The following is a 15,174-nucleotide window of genomic DNA, read 5'->3' as shown; positions in this document are numbered from 1 at the left end:
GTGAGACATGGTCCATGGGCCGACCTTCCACACCTTTCGGGCAGCCTACGTGGCCGTGCTGCGCCACATCGCCACCGCCCACCAGTACGAGACCGCGACTCGGGGCAAGCACGCCCTGGAGGTGGTCAACACCAGCTTCACGATCACCGATCCGGTCGCCCGCACGCCATACCTCGCCGCCCGGCGGACGAACGTGATCTTCAACCATGCCGAGGCGCTGTGGTATCTCACCGGCCGCGACGACATCGACATGATCGGCTACTACGCACCCAGGCTCCGGACCCTTGCCACAGCCGACGGGCGGCTGTCCGGTACCGCCTATGGGCCTCGCCTGTTCCGGCCGACTGGTCCTGACCGGTGCAGCCAGTTCGACCGAGTGATCGCGCTGTTGCGTGACGACCCGGACGCCAAGCGCGGAGCCATGATCATTATGCGGCCCGAGGAGCTAGTCGACCCCGCCAACCCGGATGTGGCCTGCACTTTGGGGTTGCAGCTGATGCGCCGCGGTGGGCGGCTGCACGCCACTGCGTACATGCGCGGCAACGACGCCGTGCTTGGGCTGCTGTGCGACACGTTCTCGTTCACGTTCATCCAGGAGTTCGCGGCCCGGCTGCTGGGTGTGGCGGTGGGCAGCTACGCCCACCACGTCGGGTCGATGCACATCAACAAAGCTGACCTGGCGAAGGTGACCGCGATCCTCGACGAGTCCGAACAGGCACCACATCAGACCGCGCGGTTCCCGGCCGCGCCGATGCCGCTGGACACCTCCTGGCGCACCGTCGAGGAGGTGCTGCGGTGGGAGGACGAGCTGCGCCACGACCGGCGGGCGCTGAGCCCGGCGGCGTTCGCAGGGCTGCCGTTGGCGGCCTACTGGCGCGAGGTGGCGATGCTGTTCGAGGTCTACCGGCAGATCACCCATCACCCCGACCAGCCGGTCGACCCGGCCACACTCGCGCTGCTACGCCCCGGGCACCGGTGGCTGGTCGAGCAGCGCTGGCCAGAGCGGATGCCAGCCACCGCTGGGAGCGGGCCATGATCATGCCGGAAGTGGACTGGTCGCGGTGGACCGTGATCCTACTCAAACCCGACTGCCTGGCCCGCGACCTCGTGAGACCGGTGCTCACCTGGGTCGGCCGCCACGTCCAGGTGACCGGGCTGCGGGTCATCGAACCCACCGAGCAACAGGTCTTCGCCCACTACGACGACATCCTCGACCTGTCCGCCGGCCTGGGCGTCGACGTACCCGGCGAACTGCGGCGCATCTACGTCGGCCAGCAGGCGGCGGTCGCGCTCGGCCACGGACCCGACGCCGCCGCCCGGGTCCGGGCGGTCCTCGGCGACACCGACCCGGCGCTCGCAGGTCCGAACACCATCCGGGGCCACTTCGGCGAAGACAGCCTCAGCGCTGCCCGCGCCCGAGGCCAACTGATCAACAACCTGATCCACACCTCCGACACCACCCAGGCCGTATCCCGCGACTTCGCCATCTGGTACGGCCCCGACCACGCCCACCTGCTCACCGCTCCGAGCCCTGCCCAGGCGGTGATACCAGAACCTCGCACCCCCGATCGACAACCAGGGAGGACACCGTGACCATCTCCACCGGACCCCGCACCCTGCCGCTGATGCCCGCCGCACAGATCGCCGGGCTCGACCCGTACATGTCCCTGATCGTCGGCTACCGCAAGTCCGGCCTTTCGCTCAACCACATCATCGGCTGCCCGCTGGACTGCGGCTACTGCGTCCGCCACTTCTGGGGCAACTTCGAGGTCAAGGTCCCGCAGCTCCTCTGCAGCACGGACGAGGCGGTCGAGAAGCTGACCGGGCATGCGGCGTTTCAACCGCACATCACCCCGATCCAGCTGTTCAACAAGGCCACCGACCCTTTCCTACCCGGGGTCAAGCCGCACCTGTTCCAAGTCCTGCGTGCGCTGGACGCCCGGGGCTACACCAACCACGTTCTCGTGATCACCCGGTTCACCGTCACCGAGGCAGACATGGACGAGCTGGAGAAGCTACGGCATCTGAAGGTGACGCTGCTGTTCACCTACTCCGGCATCACCGACCCCCGGGTGGAGCCAGTCGCCAAGAGCAGCATCACCCAGACCTCGGTCCGCACCGCCGCCGCCCACAAACGTCGCACCGGCGTCGTGCTGTACTGGCGGCCGATCGTGCCCGGCTGGAATGACGCCCCCGAAACCATGGCCCACGTACTCGACGTGGGCCGCGACGTGGACGCGATCGTGTTCACCGGCTATTACCACAAGTCCGAGAACGCCGGCTACCTACGCGGCCTCGGTGTCGATGTGCCCTACGGCGAGGACTTCCACCGCCGCAAGACCATGCCCGCCGACCTCGACGCGGCGGTAGTCGCCGCCTGGCGGGAGTCCGGCATCACCACGCCGCTGTTTCGCAAGACTTCCTGCGGCGTCGCCTACGCTCACGGCGTGCCCGACTACAACGGTCACTGGGGCGTACGAGAGCTGTGCGACATCTGCCCGAGCCTCCAGCGGCAGCGGTGCGCCGACGACCACACCACCCCCACTCCTGCCGCGATCGACCAAGTTCTCACCCACCTCGGCTACGAGACACCGTACGTGATCGAGGACGGGCACGTGTGGACCCACGGTCTCGGCGAACAACGCCGCTACGCCATCCAGCACACCCTCCGCCACCAAATCTGGGAACTCGACCAACCCCACTACCTACACGCCCACGGCCGCTCCCTCAACGGCCACCACCCCGACCCCGAACAAGCGGAACAGTTCGCGGCCCTGCGCGAACAGTTCGCCACCACCGCACGGTATGAAGAAGACGACTGACACCCGCCGCTGAAAGGCGACCGACTCATGACCGGCACACCCTGGTACGAGACCCCGCTCGTCGCGGTCGACCTGGAAGGCAGCGGCGCCCAGGACCGCGAAACCGAGGCGATCCTGGAGATCGCCGCCGTGCCGATCACCGGCGGCCAACCGGACATGGACAACGCCTACTGCACCCTGGTCAACCCGGGCCGACCCATCCCGAAACGGCCCTGGATCTCGCCCGGGTTGACCAACCACACTCTCCGCGACGCCCCCACCCTCGATGCGGTCGAACCCACGCTCGCCGCCCGCTTAAACGGCCGCTACCTCGTCGGCCACAACATCGGGGTCGACTGGCGAGTCCTGCACCGCCGATGCCCCACCATCCAGCCAGCCGGCTTGATCGACACCCTGCGTCTGGCCCGAAATCTCGGAACCACCGCCAGCAACGGTCTGGCCAAGCTCGTCACCGCCTATAACCTGACCACCAAGATCGACACGTTGGCGGTCGGTAGCCAACCCCACCGAGCCCTGTGGGACACCGTCGCCGCCGCAGTCCTGCTACTGCCGCTCATCCACCAGCGGTGGCCCGCCCCGCCCACCCTCGACGACCTGACCAACCTCGCCGGCCTGGCACTCGACAGCCCACCAACACCCGCGACCCGAGGCCAACCCAGCCTCTTCGACGGCTGAAGCCGAACCACTGGCTGATCAGCACGTTGTGGCGATCCGGCAATGGTGATCAACGACGTGCCGGGCCGGCCGCGTCACTGTGCATCCTGTAGCTCCGACCGCGGAGTCACGAAGGTCGTTGGCCCGTAGGGTGCCAAGTACCACCGACCGCCGCCTTGCGACTCGACCAGGGTTTGTCCCTGATCGTCGTGGTAGATCCAGCGCATCGTCACCGCTTGGTGCGAGCCGTTGACCTCCAGATCGGCCTCTACCTTGGCGACAGCCGCTGCTTCGATGCGGATGCGGTGGATCGTGAAGCTGGCGAGAGAGAACTCCTTGTAGAGATCCTTTACCTCGCCAGGTTTGCGGTGTGAACCCGAAGAACCGGGGAAGGCCAGGTGTTGCGCCATTCCTCCGTAGTTGCGCCTTTGCCACTGCGTCAGGAGCTCGGCACAGGCAGCATAGGCAGTCTCTAGCTCGAACCCCTCAGTTTCCGCTGACACCTCGCGCTTCTCCCATGCTGCGAGGGCCTTCTTGTCAAGACCAAGCTGGGCGGTCTTACGTAGCACATCGCCCCAGGTGGGCTCCGGTTCGGGCTCCTTGGCCGCTAGCTCACGTGCCTTGGCCCAATCCGCCACGGCGAACAGGTAGTTCCACGCCTTAGTAGCAACCACCACATTGGCGTAGCTCGTCAGGTTTCCGTGCACGACGCCGTGCCGGTAGAGGTCGAACACCTCGTCAGTAGAGAGCTTGTAGAAGGGCTTGCGGAACACGGTCTCGTGAACACGGGCCAGGCCCTTGTGATGACTGACCACACTGTCCCAGGCCGTCATGTCGTCACCATCCCGCGCATGAAGCCCTCTACGGCGTGCGGCATCGAGATCATTAACGAACCCATCCATAACGGATATAAGCACATGGATCATACCGGCGTAGCGATCGGCCTGGTAATCCTTCAGAGCAGTCTCTATCAGCGCCATCCGTTCACGCATCCCAGGGCGACTCCGCAGCCGCCGGAGCATGAACGACAGCGTGCCGGGCTCCCTGTAGAGAGCGATCAGCGCCTGCTCCTGCTCGTCAACCGAAGGAAGGTCACAGATGGCGTTGATCCGAGACACGTTGAAGTCGTCGGTGTAGATCCAGTTCCGGGTGCCGAGCCCGTCGTAGAAGCGATCGATCAGCGAAGCCAACCGGACCACCTCCGCTTCCAGCTCCCGCAGCTGGGGGCGAGTGCTGGGCTTAAGCAAACTGAGCGCCTTCATGCCCCGGATTTGCTGCCGAATCTCGATCACGGTCGGCAGGTCGAAGGCGGAGGCGTACCGGGTGTGCTCACGGCCGGGAGTAGGCATGAGCAGCATAGTAATCGAACAGACGTTCTTGGCCCTGCAAGTTTCAGGCTTGGCGGGGCAACGCTGACCTTCAACAGCCACAAGCGCCGTACTCCGGTGGCATGCGCCGCCGCCTGGACATCGCGATGAGTTTCATAGGGAGTCCACCGGTCATCTTCCTTGACGAGCCGACGGCCGGGCTGGACCCGCAGGCGCGTATCGAGGTGTGGCAGGCCGTCAAGAAGCTCGCCGAGGGCGGCACGACTGTGCTGCTCACCACCCAGTACCTGAACGAGGCCGAACAGCTTGCCGACCGGATCGCGATCCTTCACCAGGGTCGGATCATCGTCGACGGCACCCTGGCCGAGCTCAGACAGCTGCTGCCGCCCGCCACGGTCGAGTACGTCGAGAAGCAGCCGACCCTCGAAGACGTCTTCTTCGCCGTCGTCGGCGACGCCAACAAGGACCGCTACGCCGATGCGGCCGGCCTAGACCACAAGACCAGCTCGAACAAGAAGTAGGGAACAGCGATGACCACGTATTTCTGGGGCGACACCGCCGTGCTCACCGGACGATCCATCAAGCACGTCACGCGCAGCATGGACACCATCATCACGACCGCGATCACACCGATCGCCCTCATGCTGATGTTCGCTTTTGTGTTCGGCGGCGCGATCGACACCGGGACGGTCTCGTACGTGAACTACATGCTTCCCGGCATCCTGCTCATCACGATCGCGTCGGGCATCTCCTACACCGCCTACCGGCTCTTTACCGACATGCAGGGCGGGATCTTCGAGCGGTTCCAGTCCATGCCGATCGCCCGATCGGGCGTACTGTGGGCGCATGTGGTGACCTCGTTGGTCGCCAATGTGATCTCGCTCGTGCTCGTGTTCGGGGGCGCTCTGCTCATCGGTTTCCGCTCTGGCGCTGGGGTGTTGGCCTGGCTGGCGGTCGCCGGCATCCTCATCCTGTTCACGCTGGCGCTGACCTGGGTCGCTGTCATCCCCGGTCTCACCGCCAAGAGTGTGGAGGGCGCGGGCGCGTTCTCCTACCCGCTCATCTTCCTGCCGTTCATCAGCTCGGCCTTCGTGCCCACCGACACCATGCCCGGCCCGGTGCGGGCCTTCGCTGAACACCAGCCGGTGACCTCCATCGTCAACACGATCCGCGACCTGCTCATTCAGCAACCGGTCGGTACCGGCATCTGGACCGCCCTCGCCTGGTGCATCGGCATCCTCATCGTTGCCTACTTCTTCGCCAACTTCTCCTACCGTCGAAGGATCTCCTGAGCCGGCGACCAGGTCGAGCGGGTTGGGGCAGGATCAGGACATGCTGACGATCGGGCAACTCGCGGCGTACGCCGGCGTCACGGTGCGGGCGGTGCGGCACTATCACCAGGTCGGACTCCTGCCCGAGCCGGAGCGGGATGCGTCGGGTTACCGGCGGTATGGCGCAACGGCGGTCGTGTCCCTTATCAAGATCCGCACCCTCGCCAACGCTGGCGTGCCCTTGTCCCAGATCGCCCAGATGCTTGAAGCCGACGCAGCGACCTTTGCCGAAGCGGTCCAACGGATCGACAACCACCTGCGTGACGAGATCGAACGGCTTGAGACCAGCCGCAAGCAGATCGCACAGCTGGTTGCCGGGGACAGCCTGACGCTTCCACCGGAGGTGACCTGCTATCTCGACCGGCTTCGCGAAATGGGGGTGTCAGAGCGGATAGTGGCCGGTGAGCGAGACGGGTGGATCCTGGTCGCGGCCCGCTGGCCCGAGGGCATCCGCGAGGTCATGGCCGCGAAACACGCGCAACTCGATGACCCGCAACTGGTTGGGCTCTATCGGCTCCTGTCGGAGATCCTCGAAAGCGACGTTGCCGACGACGACCCACGTCTGGAGCAAGCCGCCGACATCATGGCCGGCCTGGCCGAGCAGGCGTACACCGCCAGCGGGATCGATCCCGGCGACGTGGCACATGACGAACTGCCGTTCGATCTGCTGGACGCACTCGTCGTCGAGTCCGACCCGCGGGCGCAGCGGATGCTGGAGCTGATGCGCGAGCGCGGCTGGGCCAGCTGGACCCGGACCCGGCCGCAGCGGCTGGCGCAGCCGCCCGACTAACCACCTGACGGGCGATGCGCAGCAAGATTGGCAGCCCGCAGTCTCGGTACGTGGCACCGAGTCGCCCGGGTCCAGGCCGAAGCCGACCACCTCACCAAGGCTCTCGGCTACCTACCCGCCCGCGCTGCCTCATGCCTGCTGCCCACCCCCGACGGCCAGCTGCGAGTCGTCGGCCTCTACGTCCCCTCCCGGGACGCCAGCGCCGAGAAGACCGAACGCAAACGTCGCTGGCTGGCCGAATTCGGCAAGGTGCTCGCCGACACCAACGAGGACCATCCCACGGTGTTCACCGGTGACCTCAACGTACTCGAACCCGACCACCGGCCCCGCTACCGCTTCTTCGCCGACTTCGAGTACGACTTTTACCGATCCCTCGCCGCACGACACGGGCTGGTCGACGCCTACCGCCACCAGCACCCCGACGCCACCGAGCACAGCTGGGTCGGCCGCACCGGCGACGGCTACCGCTACGACCACGCATTCTGCAGCAGCACCATCGCCGACCGCCTCACCGGCTGCGGCTACGACCACACCCCCCGCGTCGAAAAGCTATCCGACCACAGCGCACTCACGATGCGGCTTGACCTGACCGCCCCAACGGAACTGCCGGTTACTAACCCGGCCACCGCGACCGCCGAACCCACCCTGTTCTGATGAGCAGATCAGCCGACCGCCCGCAGCAGCGAATCGTAGGTCTCCTCCACCCGCGCCGCCTCCACCCCCAGCGCCGTCACCATGCCGACCAGCTCCGCCTGCGCCGCAAGCCCCGAGGTCCCCGGTGGCGCCAACCGCTCCAACTCCAGGAACACCCCGAGCCCGGCCACGTCATCCACGCACAGGTCGACCTCGCCCCACCGACCACGGCGGCGGGTCTTGACGATCCGCACCGTGGGCGCGAAACCCATCGCCACCACCGCCGCGTGCATCTGATCGCGGTCAGCCACCTCGGTCTCATGCTCCTCGCAGGACAACTCATTGTCGCCCGGGACCTTCACCGTAAACAGGTGCCGGCCGCCCTCGGTGCGCAGCCGGGCGAACGGAACCCCGATCTTCGAGTCCCCATACCGCCACGCGACCGGCGCAAACGCCTGATCATCCTGCACCGCCGGCGCCGCCAGCTCAACCCCGTGGGCTTTCAGCGCCACCACCAGCGACTCGACATCGGCGATCCGGAACTTGGCTTCTACCTCATGCACGCCGAAACGCTGCCACGCTGGCAGGCCCGGCGCAAGCCGCCGCACCTGTCCCACCGGGCATCACAGCTCCCCTATCGGTTCGGTCGGCTCGATCTCCGGAGCACTGTGTCGAACTCAGGCGCATGACCGATCCAGCGGGGTGCTGGGTGATCATCGGGCTGGGTGGTCACCCCACGGGGGAGTGTCCGATGACCGGTTACACCGTTTATCGGACAATCCCTCAGCTGTCGAACGATTACGATCCGCTGTTGCAGATCTTTGACGTGCCCCCGGTGGGATTCGAACCCACACTGTATGGATTTTGAGTCCACTGGCTCTGCCGTTGGCCTACAGGGGCGGGCGCCGCAGCCCCGCTGGGGGGCGGCTGCGTTCCCAGGGTACCTACTACGCTGGTCGCCACGGCATCCGGATAGGTGACTCCCGGGCTCGAGGGTGACGAACGGAAACATGCAGGTGAGGGGAGAGCAGTAGTGGGCGAGGCGCAGCAGTCCGAGCCGGTACGCCGGCGGGTGCTGATCGCGGAGGACGAGGCCTTGATCCGGCTCGACCTCGCCGAGATGCTGACCGAGGAGGGTTACGAGGTGGTCGGCGAGGCCGGGGACGGCGAGACCGCAGTCCGGCTCGCCCGTGAACTCCACCCTGACCTGGTGATCCTCGATATCAAGATGCCGATCATGGATGGGCTGGCGGCCGCCGAGCAGATCGCCGAGGAGCACATCGCGCCGGTGGTGATCTTGACCGCGTTCAGTCAGCGGGAGCTGGTCGAGCGGGCCCGGGCGGTGGGGGCGATGGCGTATCTGGTCAAGCCGTTTCAGAAGTCCGACCTGGTGCCGGCGATCGAGATCGCGGCGTCCCGGTTCGCTGAGGCGTCCGCGCTGGAGGCGGAGATCGCCGGGCTGACCGAGCGGTTGGAGACCCGCAAGCTGGTGGAGCGGGCCAAGGGTCAGCTGATGACCCGATATGGCATGACCGAACCGCAGGCTTTCAAGTGGATTCAACGGACTGCCATGGATCACCGGATGGGCATGCGGGATGTGGCCGAACGGATCATTACCGAGACCGGGGGTGCGGCCGGCGAGTGATGCTGGTGTGACCAGCGTGCTCGATGCGGTCATGATCCATAACGTTTTGATGACGACCTCGCGTTCGGCTGTGACACTCGCTATGATCCACCGGTCTTGCACTGAAAGATGGGTGGGTGCCGCCGGGGTTCTCATGACCGGCACCCGCCAAGCTGAGGAGCTTCTGTGCGCAGAGCAGTGATCATGCTGATCGCCCTCGTGGGCAGCGTGATCGGGTTGGTGGGTTTCGGCGCCGCCGGCGCGATGGCGCAGGTCGAGGGGGAGGGTCTGCAGACCACCCTGCAGGTCGACGGCGATCCGGTGGCGGGGGTCACGATCACCGTCTATACCGAGGATGGCGACCTGGTCGTGTCGGCCGAGACCGACGAGGACGGCTACTGGGTGGTCCCGGTGCCCGAGTCGGCCACCTACTTGGTTGAGCTGGATGAGAGCACGCTCCCCGACGGGGTGGCGCTCACCAGCGGCAACGTTCGGGAGCCGTTGGTGCGACCGGGCAACGTCGGCAACCTGCTATTCGGGTTGACCTCCGGTCCGGCGCCGCCGCCCAGCCAGCCCGGCGACTCCGACGATCCACCCGGCGAACCCGGCGAAGAGGTGCCAGAGGCTGACATTCCGGACGACCCGGAGGAAGAGCTGGAGGTGGTCGCCGGTCCGGGGCGGTGGGACCGGGTGGTCTCCCACCTCTACAGCGGCTTCCACTTCGGGCTGATCATCGCCCTCGCGGCGCTGGGCCTGTCGATGGTCTTCGGCACCATGGGCCTGATCAACTTCGCCCACGGTGAGCTGGTCACCTTCGGTGCCATCGCGGCCTTCTTCGTCAACGTCGTCGGCGTCACGATCTTCGACTTCAACATCACGCTGCACCTGATCTTCGCCGTGCCGGTGGCGGTCGCGCTGGGCATGCTCTTCGGGTATCTGCAAGACCGCTTCTTCTGGGGCTGGCTCCGAAAACGTGGCACCGGCCTGATCGCGATGATGATCATCTCGATCGGTGTGGCGCTGCTGCTGCGCCACGTCTACCTCTACTTCCTCGGCCCTGGCCGGCGGCCGTACGCGCAGTACACGGTCCAGGAGCCGGAGCGGTTCGGGCCGTTGGCGGTCCTGCCCAAGACGATGATCACCGACTCGATCGCGCTGGTGGTCCTGGTCGGGGTGGCGCTGGCGCTGGTGCTGACCCGGTTCGGCAAGGCGATCCGGGCGGTCGCCGACAACCCGTCGCTCGCCGCCGCCTCCGGCATCAACGTCGACCGGGTGATCCGGATCGTGTGGGCGATCGGTACCGGCCTCGCCGCGCTCGCCGGGGTGTTCCTGGCCATGCATGAGACGACGAACTATCTGATGGGCTTCCAGATGCTGTTGCTCATCTTTGCCGCGGTCGTCGTGGGCGGGCTGGGTACCGCCTTCGGGGCGATCGTGGGTGGTCTGATCGTCGGGGTGTTGATCCAGGTCTCCACGCTGTGGGTGCCGAACGAGTTCAAGTACGTGGTCGCGCTCGTCCTGCTGATCGCCGTACTGCTCGTGCGTCCACAGGGTCTGCTGGGCCGCCGGGCACGGATCGGGTAGGGGCGCGATGAACTGGGACTTTATCTTCAGCCAGACGCTCAGTCAGGCGCTCGGACCGGGCGTGGTGGTCTTCGCGCTCGCCGCCATCGGGCTGAATGTGCAGTTCGGCTACACCGGTCTGCTCAACTTCGGACAGGCCGCGTTCGCCGGGATCGGCGCGTACGGGCTGGCGATCGGCATGGCCACCCTCGACTGGCCGTTCTGGCCAAGCATCCTGCTCGGGTTGATCGGCGCGGTGCTGTTGGCGTTGCTGCTCGGCGTCGCCACGCTCCGGCTGCGCGCCGACTATCTGGCGATCGCGACGGTGGCGGCGGCGGAGGCCCTGCGTCGGGTGGTGCGCACCGTCGAGCTGCGGGAGTGGACCGGCGGCGCGGAGGGGCTGCGCGGCTTCACCGGCGACTTCCGGGAGTTCGGCCGCGACCTCGGGATCACCGAGAACCTGCGGATCGGCCCGTTCTTCTTCACCGCCAGCGACCTGTGGGTCATGATCGTCGGCTGGTCGCTGGTCGCGGTCTGCCTGCTGGTGGTGTGGTTGGCGATGCGCAGCCCGTGGGGTCGGGTCCTGAAGGCCATCCGGGAGGACGAGGACGCCGTCCGCAGCCTGGGCAAGAACGCCTTCAGCTACAAGCTCCAGTCGCTGATGCTCGGCGGCGTGATCGGTGCGCTCGCCGGCTTCATCCAGGCACTGCGCTTCGGCAACGTGGCGCCCGACCAGTACCACACCACCTTCACTTTCTACGTGTACGCGGTGCTGATCCTCGGTGGGGCCGCCCGCGTCTTCGGTCCGGTGGTCGGCGCGATGATCTTCTGGGGCCTCTACAACTTCCTCAACCAGTTCCTTCGGGGCGTAGCCGGCTCGGAGTGGATGCCGTCCGGGCTGCTCACTACCAGCCAGGTGGATCCGCTGGTCTTCGTCCTGCTCGGGGCGGGAATCATCGCGTTGCTGATCTTCCGGCCGCAGGGCATATTCGGCGACCGGAGGGAGATCTCACTCAATGTACGCTGATGATATGGGCACCGGTGGTCCGGCGGAGGCCGCCGTCGATCGGCCCGGTCGGCGCCGGGCGCAGGAGGCGCTGGTCGGGGTGGCGAGCGAGCCAGGTTCGGCCAAGCCCGACCCGATCCTGGTCGCTGACAACGTCACCCGCCGGTTCGGTGGTCTGACCGCGGTAAACGTGGATCATCTGGAGATCCCGCGGGGGGCGATCACTGCGGTGATCGGACCGAACGGGGCCGGCAAGACCACGATGTTCAATCTGCTCACCAAGTTCGACACGCCCCAGACCGGGAGTTGGACCTTCAACGGTCAGCCGGTGCAGGGCCGCCGTGCCCACCAGGTGGCCCGACTGGGCATGGTGCGAACCTTCCAGCTAACCAAGGCGCTGTCGCGGCTCACGGTGATCGAGAACATGCGGCTCGGTGCCACCGGGCAGCGGGGGGAGAAGTTCTGGGCCGGGCTGTTGCCGTTCCTGTGGGAGCAGCAGGAGCGGGAGATCACCGAACGGGCCGAAGAGCTGCTGCAGTGGTTCAAACTGGACAAGATGCGTGACGAGTTCGCCGGGAGTCTCTCCGGCGGCCAGCGCAAGTTGTTGGAGATGGCGCGGGCGCTGATGGTCCGGCCGGAGCTGGTGCTGCTCGACGAGCCGATGGCCGGAGTCAACCCGGCCCTGACCCAGTCGCTGCTGACCCACGTCAAGCAGCTGCGGGAAGACGGCATGACGGTGATGTTCGTCGAACACGACATGGACGCCGTCCACGACATCAGTGACTGGGTGGTCGTGATGGGGGAGGGGCGAGTGATCGCCGAGGGCACCCCGGATCAGATCATGGCCGACCAGCGGGTGATCGACGCGTACCTGGGGGCCCACCACGACGGCGCGGTCAAGACGGTGGCCGGCCACGATGTCGCCGCCGACGAGGTCGCCCCGCCCAAGCTCGACCGGGAGGCAGAATGAGCGGCGACGAGATCCGGGCCGAGCCCGCGGAGGTCGAGCCCGCGGACGTCGAGGCCGCGGCCGCCGACGACACCGCCGGGGTCGAGACGGTGGACCGCAGCGCCCACTTGGCCGCCGCGGAGGGGGCGCTGCTGCGCGCCGACGAGGTGGTCGCCGGGTATGTGCCGGGGGTGAACATCCTCAACGGCACCGACCTCTACGCGGCCGAGGGCGAGCTGGTCGGGATCATCGGGCCGAACGGTGCGGGCAAGTCGACCCTGGTCAAGGCGATCTTCGGGCTGGTGGGGATCCGCTCCGGCGCGGTCACCCTCGCCGGCGAGCCGATCACCAACGCCCCCACCCACGAGCTGGTCGCCCGCGGGTTGGGCTACGTCCCGCAGACCAACAACGTCTTCCCCCGGCTGACCATCGAGGAGAACCTCGAGATGGGCAGCTACCTACGCCCCAAGAAGTTCCGGGAGCGGTTCGCCTTCGTCGCCGAGCTCTTTCCCACCCTCGCCCAGCGCCGCCGGCAGCGGGCCGGGTCGCTCTCCGGTGGGGAACGGCAGATGGTGGCGATGGCCCGGGCGTTGATGATGGAGCCGCACGTGCTGCTGCTCGACGAGCCGTCCGCCGGACTCTCACCGATGCTGCAGGACGAAGTCTTCTTCCAGACCAAGCAGATCAACGCCGCCGGCGTGACGGTGGTGATGGTGGAGCAGAACGCCCGCCGCTGCCTGCAGATCTGCGATCGGGGCTACGTCCTGGACCAGGGCCGTAACGCCTACACCGCCCCCGGCCCGGAGCTGATCGAGGATCCGAAGGTGATCCAGCTCTACCTGGGGACGCTCGCTAAGGCTCGCTGAGGCGCGCTCAGCGGGAGCTGACCGACCTCGGTCAGCTCCGGAAGATGGCCAGATATACGAAAAGGCGGTGTCCGGATCACCGGACACCGCCTTTGTCGCTGCCTTACATCTGGCCCTGCACCTCTTCGATCTGCGAGAAGGTGTTGTCGTCGGCGTACTCGAAGATGCCGATGGTGGCCTCGGACGGGTCACCGCCATCGTTCCAGACGGTGTTGGTCGCGCCGCGGTAGGCGATGCTCTCGCCTTCCTCGAGCAGCTCCCGGCACTCGGCGAACGACGAGCACTCGTTGTCGCCGGTGGTGACGTTGACCATCTGGTCGCGGATCGCGTCCGCGTCGTCGCTGTTCGCGGCGACCGCGCCGAGCGCGACCAGGATCATCGCGTCGTACGCCTCCGGAACGTAAGCGGTCTCCGGCAGCGAGTCGCCGTGGTGCTCCTCGATCGCCGCGACCAGGTCGGCCGGGTCGCCGTCGCCGACCGGCTGGCTGGCGAGCACGCCCTCCAGCAGACCGTCGTCGTAGTCGCCGCTGTAGTCGAGCCGGTTACCGTCGACGAAGTACCACTGCTTGTCAGACGGGTTGAACCCGGCGCCGATCAGGCTGGGGATGATCTGCCGCGACTCGTCGTAGGAGACCAGTACGAAGGCGTCCGGGTCGGCGTCGACCAGCCCAGCGATCTCGGCTGAGTATTCGGTCTGGGCCAGGTCGTAGTACTCCTGGTAGACGACCTCGCCGCCGCCGGCCTCGTAGACCTCCGCGACCTGCTCCGCCAGGCCCTCACCGTAGGCGGTCTGCTGGGCGAGGATGCCCAGCGTCGGGTGCCCGTCGGCGATGATCCGGTCGCCCAGCGCGCTGCCCTGGATGATGTCGGACGGCGCGGTGCGGAAGTAGTACTCGCCGAACTCGTGGTCGGTGAAGTCCGGCCCGGTGTTCGACGGCGAGACCTGGATGACCTGCTGGTTGTAGAGCGACTCGATGATGTTCAGCGAGGAGGTGCTGGAGGCGGCGCCGATCACGGCGTTGACCTCCTGGGCGATCACCGCGCTGGCGGCGGCCGCGACCACCTCGGGCTCCTCGGCCGGGCCCTCATTCTCCTCGGTCAGCGAGACGTCGCTGCCCCAGACGCCGCCGCCCTCGTTGATCTCGGAGGCGGCGTACTCCACGGCGGCGATCATCCCGACCCCGTACGGCGCGAGGCCGCCGGTGGTCGGCAGGATCATGCCGACGTTGAGCGTGCCTGAGAACTCGTCTTCGGTGATGTCCTCGGGCTCATCGTCAGCGTCGCCGCAGGCGCCGAGCGCCAGCGCGGCGACCCCGAGCACGGCGACCGAACGCCATGCGAATCGTGGGCGGAACATGCCTAATCTCCTTCATTCCGATGTGCGAGCACGGCAACGCCGGGCCACATGGTGCTGCACCGAAAACCTAATGATCGGGATCGGGTCAACACCAGCGTTTGGCGATGCTGGGACCGGTCTGATGCAGAGTCGTAACCTTCCGTGCGGGTATGACGGTCCTCGTATGGACGTGCGCCACATCCGTCACGCGTTTCGGGCTCCTCGGCCCTGCGTCGCGCCGTTGTCGGACCGGCCGACTAGAGTCGCCAGGC

General features: G+C 66.9%; 15 protein-coding genes, 1 tRNA gene and 1 pseudogene. 13 read left to right on the top strand and 4 right to left on the bottom strand.

The window, feature by feature from the left end; genetic code table 11:
- Window positions 1–7 precede the first annotated feature (7 nt).
- Genes JQS43_RS15100 through JQS43_RS15085 form a run of 4 tightly spaced genes read left to right on the top strand, consistent with a single transcriptional unit; the run spans window position 8 to window position 3,497 of the window.
- Window positions 8–1,036, top strand: coding sequence for a thymidylate synthase (locus JQS43_RS15100; protein WP_239675027.1), 1,029 nt, complete (start codon window positions 8–10; stop codon window positions 1,034–1,036).
- A complete protein-coding gene (locus JQS43_RS15095) occupies window positions 1,033–1,593 on the top strand; it encodes a nucleoside-diphosphate kinase (protein WP_239675026.1) in 561 nt (186 codons plus the stop codon). The genes JQS43_RS15100 and JQS43_RS15095 overlap by 4 nt, the downstream gene beginning before the upstream one ends.
- The gene (locus JQS43_RS15090) at window positions 1,590–2,822 is read left to right on the top strand and encodes a radical SAM family protein (RefSeq protein ID WP_239675025.1); all 1,233 of its coding nucleotides are present in this window, start codon (window positions 1,590–1,592) and stop codon (window positions 2,820–2,822) included. Before JQS43_RS15095 ends, JQS43_RS15090 begins: the two co-directional genes overlap by 4 nt.
- Before the next feature lie 27 nt (window positions 2,823–2,849).
- Entirely contained in the window at window positions 2,850–3,497 is a 648-nt protein-coding gene (locus JQS43_RS15085; RefSeq protein ID WP_239675024.1) for a 3'-5' exonuclease, read from the top strand.
- Between the two features lie 74 nt (window positions 3,498–3,571).
- On the opposite strand, the gene JQS43_RS15080 is transcribed toward JQS43_RS15085, so the two are convergent.
- Window positions 3,572–4,825, bottom strand: a complete 1,254-nt coding sequence (locus tag JQS43_RS15080) for a hypothetical protein (RefSeq protein ID WP_239675023.1) — start codon at window positions 4,823–4,825, stop codon at window positions 3,572–3,574.
- A gap of 83 nt (window positions 4,826–4,908) precedes the next feature.
- On the opposite strand from JQS43_RS15080, the pseudogene JQS43_RS15075 reads away from it, so the two are divergent.
- The 4 genes and pseudogenes from JQS43_RS15075 to JQS43_RS15060 form a co-directional block, all read left to right on the top strand.
- Window positions 4,909–5,325 (top strand): annotated as a pseudogene (locus JQS43_RS15075) (AAA family ATPase); the annotation flags it as partial.
- 9 nt (window positions 5,326–5,334) lie between these two features.
- Window positions 5,335–6,096: an ABC transporter permease gene (locus tag JQS43_RS15070; protein ID WP_239675022.1), complete on the top strand. Its 762-nt coding sequence runs from the start codon at window positions 5,335–5,337 to the stop codon at window positions 6,094–6,096.
- A gap of 40 nt (window positions 6,097–6,136) precedes the next feature.
- On the top strand, window positions 6,137–6,925 hold the full coding sequence (locus JQS43_RS15065; protein WP_239675021.1) for a MerR family transcriptional regulator: 789 nt from the start codon (window positions 6,137–6,139) through the stop codon (window positions 6,923–6,925).
- Between the two features lie 27 nt (window positions 6,926–6,952).
- Window positions 6,953–7,579, top strand: coding sequence for an endonuclease/exonuclease/phosphatase family protein (locus JQS43_RS15060; RefSeq protein ID WP_239675020.1), 627 nt, complete (start codon window positions 6,953–6,955; stop codon window positions 7,577–7,579).
- Between the two features lie 8 nt (window positions 7,580–7,587).
- Here JQS43_RS15060 and JQS43_RS15055 read toward each other — a convergent pair whose 3' ends face one another.
- Together JQS43_RS15055 and JQS43_RS15050 are read right to left on the bottom strand one after the other, a co-directional pair.
- Window positions 7,588–8,121, bottom strand: a complete 534-nt coding sequence (locus JQS43_RS15055; RefSeq protein ID WP_239675019.1) for a class IV adenylate cyclase — start codon at window positions 8,119–8,121, stop codon at window positions 7,588–7,590.
- 264 nt (window positions 8,122–8,385) lie between these two features.
- Window positions 8,386–8,458 (bottom strand) — tRNA-Leu (locus JQS43_RS15050).
- A 133-nt stretch (window positions 8,459–8,591) separates the two neighbouring features.
- On the opposite strand from JQS43_RS15050, the gene JQS43_RS15045 reads away from it, so the two are divergent.
- The 5 genes from JQS43_RS15045 to JQS43_RS15025 all read left to right on the top strand — a co-directional run bounded on the left by JQS43_RS15045 (window position 8,592) and on the right by JQS43_RS15025 (window position 13,566).
- Entirely contained in the window at window positions 8,592–9,203 is a 612-nt protein-coding gene (locus JQS43_RS15045) for an ANTAR domain-containing response regulator (RefSeq protein ID WP_239675018.1), read from the top strand.
- A gap of 165 nt (window positions 9,204–9,368) precedes the next feature.
- The gene (locus tag JQS43_RS15040; RefSeq protein ID WP_239675017.1) at window positions 9,369–10,766 is read left to right on the top strand and encodes a branched-chain amino acid ABC transporter permease; all 1,398 of its coding nucleotides are present in this window, start codon (window positions 9,369–9,371) and stop codon (window positions 10,764–10,766) included.
- 7 nt (window positions 10,767–10,773) lie between these two features.
- Window positions 10,774–11,772: a branched-chain amino acid ABC transporter permease gene (locus JQS43_RS15035; RefSeq protein WP_239675016.1), complete on the top strand. Its 999-nt coding sequence runs from the start codon at window positions 10,774–10,776 to the stop codon at window positions 11,770–11,772.
- Window positions 11,762–12,721: an ABC transporter ATP-binding protein gene (locus tag JQS43_RS15030; protein ID WP_239675015.1), complete on the top strand. Its 960-nt coding sequence runs from the start codon at window positions 11,762–11,764 to the stop codon at window positions 12,719–12,721. Before JQS43_RS15035 ends, JQS43_RS15030 begins: the two co-directional genes overlap by 11 nt.
- On the top strand, window positions 12,718–13,566 hold the full coding sequence (locus JQS43_RS15025; protein ID WP_239675014.1) for an ABC transporter ATP-binding protein: 849 nt from the start codon (window positions 12,718–12,720) through the stop codon (window positions 13,564–13,566). The genes JQS43_RS15030 and JQS43_RS15025 overlap by 4 nt, the downstream gene beginning before the upstream one ends.
- 103 nt (window positions 13,567–13,669) lie before the next feature.
- Here the strand turns inward: JQS43_RS15025 and JQS43_RS15020 are convergent, their stop codons facing one another.
- The gene (locus tag JQS43_RS15020) at window positions 13,670–14,923 is read right to left on the bottom strand and encodes an ABC transporter substrate-binding protein (protein ID WP_239675013.1); all 1,254 of its coding nucleotides are present in this window, start codon (window positions 14,921–14,923) and stop codon (window positions 13,670–13,672) included.
- Window positions 14,924–15,174: the final 251 nt, after the last annotated feature.

The sequence above is a fragment of the Natronosporangium hydrolyticum genome (assembly GCF_016925615.1).
GTDB classification, from domain to species: Bacteria; Actinomycetota; Actinomycetes; order Mycobacteriales; family Micromonosporaceae; genus Natronosporangium; species Natronosporangium hydrolyticum.
This window is presented reverse-complemented; position numbering and strand designations above follow the sequence as displayed.

Excerpts from the sequence above, each read along its gene's own strand:
- JQS43_RS15100 (WP_239675027.1), top strand. The coding sequence starts at position 8 with ATGGTCCATGGGCCGACCTTCCACACCTTTCGGGCAGCCTACGTGGCC.
- JQS43_RS15095 (WP_239675026.1), top strand. The coding sequence starts at position 1,033 with ATGATCATGCCGGAAGTGGACTGGTCGCGGTGGACCGTGATCCTACTC.
- JQS43_RS15085 (WP_239675024.1), top strand. The coding sequence starts at position 2,850 with ATGACCGGCACACCCTGGTACGAGACCCCGCTCGTCGCGGTCGACCTG.
- JQS43_RS15080 (WP_239675023.1), bottom strand. The coding sequence starts at position 4,825 with ATGCCTACTCCCGGCCGTGAGCACACCCGGTACGCCTCCGCCTTCGAC.
- JQS43_RS15070 (WP_239675022.1), top strand. The coding sequence starts at position 5,335 with ATGACCACGTATTTCTGGGGCGACACCGCCGTGCTCACCGGACGATCC.
- JQS43_RS15065 (WP_239675021.1), top strand. The coding sequence starts at position 6,137 with ATGCTGACGATCGGGCAACTCGCGGCGTACGCCGGCGTCACGGTGCGG.
- JQS43_RS15035 (WP_239675016.1), top strand. The coding sequence starts at position 10,774 with ATGAACTGGGACTTTATCTTCAGCCAGACGCTCAGTCAGGCGCTCGGA.
- JQS43_RS15030 (WP_239675015.1), top strand. The coding sequence starts at position 11,762 with ATGTACGCTGATGATATGGGCACCGGTGGTCCGGCGGAGGCCGCCGTC.
- JQS43_RS15025 (WP_239675014.1), top strand. The coding sequence starts at position 12,718 with ATGAGCGGCGACGAGATCCGGGCCGAGCCCGCGGAGGTCGAGCCCGCG.
- JQS43_RS15020 (WP_239675013.1), bottom strand. The coding sequence starts at position 14,923 with ATGTTCCGCCCACGATTCGCATGGCGTTCGGTCGCCGTGCTCGGGGTC.